General features: G+C 61.2%; 6 protein-coding genes. All 6 read right to left on the bottom strand.

Annotated elements, in window-relative coordinates; all coding sequences use genetic code 11:
- Nucleotides 1-91: 91 nt before the first annotated feature.
- A complete protein-coding gene (locus tag V7080_RS23050) occupies nucleotides 92-1,165 on the bottom strand; it encodes an aliphatic amidase (RefSeq protein WP_334190721.1) in 1,074 nt (357 codons plus the stop codon).
- 26 nt (nucleotides 1,166-1,191) lie between these two features.
- A complete protein-coding gene (gene urtE / locus V7080_RS23045; protein WP_334190720.1) occupies nucleotides 1,192-1,881 on the bottom strand; it encodes an urea ABC transporter ATP-binding subunit UrtE in 690 nt (229 codons plus the stop codon).
- A 15-nt stretch (nucleotides 1,882-1,896) separates the two neighbouring features.
- Nucleotides 1,897-2,664: an urea ABC transporter ATP-binding protein UrtD gene (gene urtD / locus V7080_RS23040; protein ID WP_334190719.1), complete on the bottom strand. Its 768-nt coding sequence runs from the start codon at nucleotides 2,662-2,664 to the stop codon at nucleotides 1,897-1,899.
- Nucleotides 2,661-3,857 carry an urea ABC transporter permease subunit UrtC gene (urtC, locus tag V7080_RS23035; protein WP_334190718.1) on the bottom strand — a complete coding sequence of 399 codons (1,197 nt, stop codon included), beginning with the start codon at nucleotides 3,855-3,857 and terminating at the stop codon, nucleotides 2,661-2,663. Before urtC ends, urtD begins: the two co-directional genes overlap by 4 nt.
- A gap of 24 nt (nucleotides 3,858-3,881) precedes the next feature.
- Nucleotides 3,882-4,799: an urea ABC transporter permease subunit UrtB gene (gene urtB / locus V7080_RS23030; RefSeq protein ID WP_334190717.1), complete on the bottom strand. Its 918-nt coding sequence runs from the start codon at nucleotides 4,797-4,799 to the stop codon at nucleotides 3,882-3,884.
- A gap of 270 nt (nucleotides 4,800-5,069) precedes the next feature.
- Nucleotides 5,070-5,850, bottom strand: a 781-nt coding sequence (locus V7080_RS23025; RefSeq protein ID WP_334190716.1) for a transporter substrate-binding protein, incomplete at its 5' end; no start/stop codon positions are given.

Below are 5,850 nucleotides of genomic sequence, written 5' to 3'. Positions count from 1 at the left end.
TCATCCCCTGCAAGGGGGAAGGAGCCGGTTCGCTTACAACCTTTCCACGTCGCCGATTACAAGCGGAAAAAGGCTGTTTCGCTCGCAACCGTTACTTGTCCCCACCCGCCACCCGCAACGGCTCAAACTGCACGACCTCCGCCGTCTGATGCGGTATCCCCTCAATCGGGCACTCCGGCGTCCCCGCCGTCGACCGCGTCAATCCCTCCGACTGCCTGCGCGCCGCATCCGCATCGTTCACCCATGTCCGGTAGAACTCGAACGGACACGCCGCCACGCCCTCGGGGCTTTCACCCGAATTGATCTTGCCGGTGTAGCCGCGATGCAGGAGCTTGTAGATATGGTTCTGCGATTGCGCATTGCGCCGCATATCCCGGATGCCGCTGATCGAGAGCTCGGCATACTGGATGCCCATTTCCTCCGTGCCGCATTCGCCCAGCGTGCGGCCATCGCAGCCGATGACGGCGGAGTGGCCGAAGTAGGAGTAGACGCCGTCGAAGCCGGTGGCGTTGGCCACCGCGACGTAAACGTTGTTCATCCATGCCATGGTCTTGGAAACCTGGATTTCCTGGTCCTTGGCCGGGTACATGTAGCCCTGGCAGCGCACGATCAGTTCCGCGCCCTTCATCGTGCAGTCGCGCCAGATTTCCGGGTAGTTGCCGTCATCGCAGATGATGAGGCTGATCTTCAGGCCCTTCGGGCCTTCGGTGACATAGGTGCAGTCGCCCGGATACCAGCCCTCGATCGGTGTCCAGGGCATGATCTTGCGGTACTTCTGCACGATCTCGCCCTTGTTGTTGATCAGCACCAGGGTGTTGTACGGCACCTTTCTCGGATGCTCCTCGTGCCGCTCGCCGGTCAGCGAGAACACGCCCCAGACGTTTGCCTTGCGGCAGGCGGCGGCAAAGATCTCGGTTTCCTCGCCCGGTATCACGGCGGCGGTGTCGAGCATCTCCTGTCTGTCATACATGATCCCGTGCGTCGAGTACTCCGGGAAGATCACCAGGTCCATGCCGGGCAGGCCCTGCTTCATGCCCACCAGCATTTCTCCGATCTTGCGGGCGTTGCCGAGCACTTCCGCCTTCGTGTGCAGGCGCGGCATCTTGTAATTGACCACCGCCACGCCGACGCCGTCCTTGCTGCTTGATATGTCACCATGCCTCATGCTTCACTCCTTCCAGTAGTTGACCTCTATACAGACAGATAGCGGCTGATGGTCGCCGCGTCGACACGATTGCGCGTGTCTTCGTAAACAAAACGGCCCTTGTCGATCACCAGGAAGCGGTCGGCGATCTCCAGCGTGAAGCTGAGCACCTGTTCCGACACGATGATCGTGAGCTGCCGCAGCTTGCGGATTTCCTTCAAGGTCCGGGCGATGTCCTTGATGATCGACGGCTGGATGCCTTCGGTCGGCTCGTCCAGCAAAAGCACCTTCGGGTTGGTGGCGAGCGCGCGGGCGATGGCGAGTTGCTGCTGCTGTCCGCCCGACAGGTTGCCGCCCTTGCGGGAGCGCATGTCGTGCAGCACCGGAAACAGCGCATACAGTTCCTCAGGCACCTTGCCGCCGGCGCTAGCCGGCAAGCCGGTCTGGATGTTCTCCAGCACTGTCATGTTGGAAAAAATCATGCGCCCCTGCGGCACGTAGGCGATGCCGCTTTCCACCCTCTGGTAGCTTTCCAGTCCGCCGACCTCCTTGCCGTCGACGCGCACGCTGCCGCCGCGCGCCGGCAGCACGCCCATCAGCGTCTTGAAAAGCGTGGTCTTACCCATGCCGTTGCGGCCCATCACCGCGACGATTTCCTGCTTCCCCACGTTGAGATTGATGTCGTGGATGACCTGGCTCTGGCCGTAGCCCGAGGCGAGATGCGAAACATTGAACATGATGTGCTCCTGAAATCAGTGGCCCAGATAAACTTCGATGACCTTCGGGTTCGACTGCACCGCATCCATGCTGCCCTCCGCCAGGATTTTTCCCTGGTGCAGGACAGTCACCTTGTGCGCGATGCTCTTGACGAATTCCATGTCGTGCTCGATCACCAGCACCGAGCGACCCTTGCTGATGCGGCCGAGCAGCTCGGCGGTCTTTTCACGCTCCGAGACGCTCATGCCCGCCACCGGCTCGTCCAGCATCAGCAGCTCCGGTTCCTGCATCAGCAGCATGCCGATCTCCAGCCACTGCTTCTGTCCATGCGACAGGAGGTCTGCCTGCTGGTGCAGCTGTTCGGTGAGGAAGATCTCTTCTGCGATGCGCTCGATGCGCTCGACCACGTCCGGCGCGCGCTTGAAAACGAGCGCGCCGAATACCTTGCGACCGCGCGGAAAGGACACTTCGAGGTTTTCGAAGACGGTCAGGTTTTCATAGATGGATGGGGTCTGGAATTTGCGCCCAACCCCGGCGCGGACGATGTCGTGCTCGCGCATTTTGGTGAGTTCGAGGTTGTTGAACTGGATGCTGCCGGCGGTGGACGCGGTCTTGCCGCAGATCAGGTCCAGCACCGTCGTCTTGCCTGCGCCGTTGGGGCCGATCACCACCCGCACCTCGTTGCGGTCGACATAGAGGTTCAGGTCGTCCACCGCCTTGAAGCCGTCGAACGAGACGGTCAGGCCTTCGATCGCCAGCACTGGACGGTGCTGGGCTTGTACGCCGATTGGTTGCTTGCTCATTTGGATGCCTCCAGGCCGGCGGCCGGCAGTGTGACGTTGTCCTTCGCAGGCAAGCCCGATTTCTGCGGCCTGTGCACCTTGACCTCCTTCGCCAACTTCGGCGACGGCCGCTTGAAGCGCGCCAGCAATTTCTTGCCGTGGCTTTCATACAAACCCGCCAGGCCGTTCGGAAAGTACATGACCACCGCGATGAACAGGCCGCCCATCAGGAACAGCCAGAGTTCCGGGAAGGTTTCTGAAAAATAGGTCTTGCCAAAGTTCACCAGCAGTGCCCCGTAGACTGCGCCGAGCAGCGACATGCGTCCGCCCACCGCGGCAAAGATCACCATCTCGATCGACGGTACGATGCCGACGAAGGAAGGCGACATGAAGCCGACCTGCAGCGTGAACATCGCGCCGCCGATGGCGGAGAATGCCGCCGCGATGCAGAACACGAAGATCTTGAAGCTGGCCACGTCGTACCCGGAAAAGCGCACCCGCTCTTCCTTGTCGCGCATCGCCATCAGCAGGCGCCCGAGCTTGGAATTCAGGATGAAGCGCCCCAGCAGGATGCAGCCGAGCAGCAGTCCGGCATTGATGAAATACAGCGTCAGCTTGGCGGAGTCGGTGCGGATATCCCAGCCGAGCATGGTCTTCAGGTCAGTGATGCCGTTGACGCCCCCGGTCAGGCCCTGCTGGCCGATGATGAGGATGGTGAGAATCGCGGCGATCGCCTGGGTGACGATCGAAAAGTACACATCGCCGACCCGCCGCTTGAACATCGCCGTGCCGATGATGAAGGCCAGCAGCACCGGCACCGCCACCACCGCGAACAAGGTGAAGGTGAGGCTGTGGAACGGTTCCCACAACATCGGCAATTGCGTGATCTGGTTCCAGTCCATGAAGTCGGGGATGCCGGGGGTGGACTGGATTTTCGTGCTGACCGGGTCGGATGCTTCCAGCTTCAGGAACATTGCCATGCAATAGCCGCCCAGCCCGAAGAACACGCCCTGGCCGAGGCTCAGGATGCCGCCGTATCCCCAGCACAGCACCAGTCCGACGGCAACGAACGCATAGGTCAGATACTTGCCGACGAGGTTCAGCCGGAAGAGATCGAGCGTCAGGGGAAAGACGACCACCAGCAGCAAGGCGAGCAGCAACAGCCCTCCCAGTCCCGATTTGCCGCCGAACATTTTTTCATATGCCGCATGCATGATGATTCCTTTCAATTGCGCGGTTTACTTTCGGATCTTTGCGGCGAACAGGCCCTGCGGACGCAGCATCAGGATCAGGATCACCGCGGACAGCGTGAGCACCTTGGCCATCGAGCCGGTCATGAAGAACTCGGAGGTCGACTGCGTCTGGGCGATCGAGAAGGCCGAGACGATGGTGCCGATCAGGCTTTGCGCGCCGCCGAACACCACCACCAGGAAGGTGTCGACGATGTACAGCGAGCCGCTGGTGGGGCCGGTCGAACCGATGGTGGTGAAGGCCGCGCCCGCCACGCCGGCCACACCGCAGCCGAGCGCGAAGGTAGTGCGGTCGACCTTGCGGGTATTGATGCCGACCGCGCCGCTCATCAGCCGGTTCTGCATCGTCGCCCGCACCTGCAGTCCCCACCGGGACCGGAACAGCAGCACGAAGATGCCGCCGGTGAGCAGGACGGTGATGCACATCATGAAGAGACCGTTGATGGGAATGTCGATGTTCTCGGTCGGCTTGAAGGAGCCCATCAGCCAGTCAGGCAGGGTGGCGCTCACCTCCTTGGCGCCGAAAATGGAGCGGAATGCCTGCTGCATCGCCAGGCTCAGGCCCCAGGTCGCGAGCAGCGTATCGAGCGGACGTTTATAGAGCTTGCTGATCATCAGCCACTCGGTGAGGTAGCCGATGCCGTAGGCCGCGAGGAAGGACAGCACCACCGCGAGGAAGAAGTAGTACGGCTGGAAGGCCGGCGCGTAGGTCGTGGTCAGCGTGGACAGCAGGTAGGTCATGTAGGCGCCGATGGTGAGGAACTCGCCATGCGCCATGTTGATCACGCCCATCTGGCCGAAGATGATGGCCAGGCCGAGCGCCATCAGCAGCAGTACGCAGAAAACCGACAGGCCGTTGAAGCCCTGCATGGCGAAGATGGCGCCGAATTCGGATAGTGAGGTCATGGGGGGGTGCTCCGGTATGTTCTTGAAACGCTTCAGCTTGCGCACGCTCCGTCAGGTCCCCTCCTCCCTTTCAGGGGGAGGGTTAGGGAGGGGGTGGTGAGGTCGACCGACTGCATGCGTTGAATCGACCTCCCTACCCCCATCCCAGCCAAGAGGACTGTGCTTACGCACAATCCGCTCCGCAGGCGGACAACATGTTGTCCGAATGCCCTGCTACGCCCCCCTAAAAGGGGGAAGGAGCCCGGAGTCAGACGTGGGTCATTACTGTGCTTACTGATACCCCTTCGGAAACGGATTCGGCTCGATCAGGCCCGACTCGTACACCACCTTGAACTGGCCGTCCTTCTGCGCCTGGCCGATCCTTGTCTTGCTCCACAGGTGATGATTCGGATGCACCTTCACATACCCTTCCGGCGCGATCTTCAGCTCGATGTCCTTGGATGCGGCAACCACCTTGTCGACGTCGAAGCTGCCGGCTTTCTCCACCGCCGCCTTCCACAGCCACGGGCCGAGGTAAGCCGCCTGCGTGACGTCGCCCACAACCGCGCCGGGGCCGTACTTCGCCTTGAAGTCGGCAACGAACTTCTTGTTGTTGGGGTTATCGAGGCTCTGGAAATACTTCATCGATGCATAGAAGCCTTCGACGTTCTCGCCGCCGATGCCGAGCATTTCATCCTCGGTGACCGACAGCGTGAGCAGCGTCTGCTTGTCGGCAGTCACGCCGGCCGCCTTCAGCTGCTTGTAGAAGGCGACGTTCGATCCGCCCACCACTGCCGAGAAGATCACGTCGGCTTTTTTCAGCTTCATCTTGTTGATGAGCGAGCCGAACTGGGTGTTGCCCAGCGGGTAGTAGTCCTCGCCGACGACCTGCCCCTTCAGCACGGTTTCAATATGCTTGCGGGCGATCTTCATCGAGGTGCGCGGCCAGATGTAGTCGGAGCCGACGAGATAGAAGGTTTTTGCCTTTTTCTCCTTCGCGATCCAGTCGAGGCCGGCGAGGATCTGCTGGGTCGCTTCCTGGCCGGTGTAGATCACGTTCTTCGATTGTTCC

The sequence above is a fragment of the Noviherbaspirillum sp. genome, from assembly GCF_036846085.1.
Classification (GTDB): domain Bacteria; phylum Pseudomonadota; class Gammaproteobacteria; order Burkholderiales; family Burkholderiaceae_D; genus Noviherbaspirillum.
The sequence above is the reverse complement of the archived record's forward strand: the minus strand, read 5'-3'. Positions and strand labels throughout refer to the sequence as shown.

Excerpts from the sequence above, each read along its gene's own strand:
- V7080_RS23050 (WP_334190721.1), bottom strand. The coding sequence starts at position 1,165 with ATGAGGCATGGTGACATATCAAGCAGCAAGGACGGCGTCGGCGTGGCG.
- urtC (WP_334190718.1), bottom strand. The coding sequence starts at position 3,857 with ATGCATGCGGCATATGAAAAAATGTTCGGCGGCAAATCGGGACTGGGA.
- urtE (WP_334190720.1), bottom strand. The coding sequence starts at position 1,881 with ATGTTCAATGTTTCGCATCTCGCCTCGGGCTACGGCCAGAGCCAGGTC.
- urtB (WP_334190717.1), bottom strand. The coding sequence starts at position 4,799 with ATGACCTCACTATCCGAATTCGGCGCCATCTTCGCCATGCAGGGCTTC.
- urtD (WP_334190719.1), bottom strand. The coding sequence starts at position 2,664 with ATGAGCAAGCAACCAATCGGCGTACAAGCCCAGCACCGTCCAGTGCTG.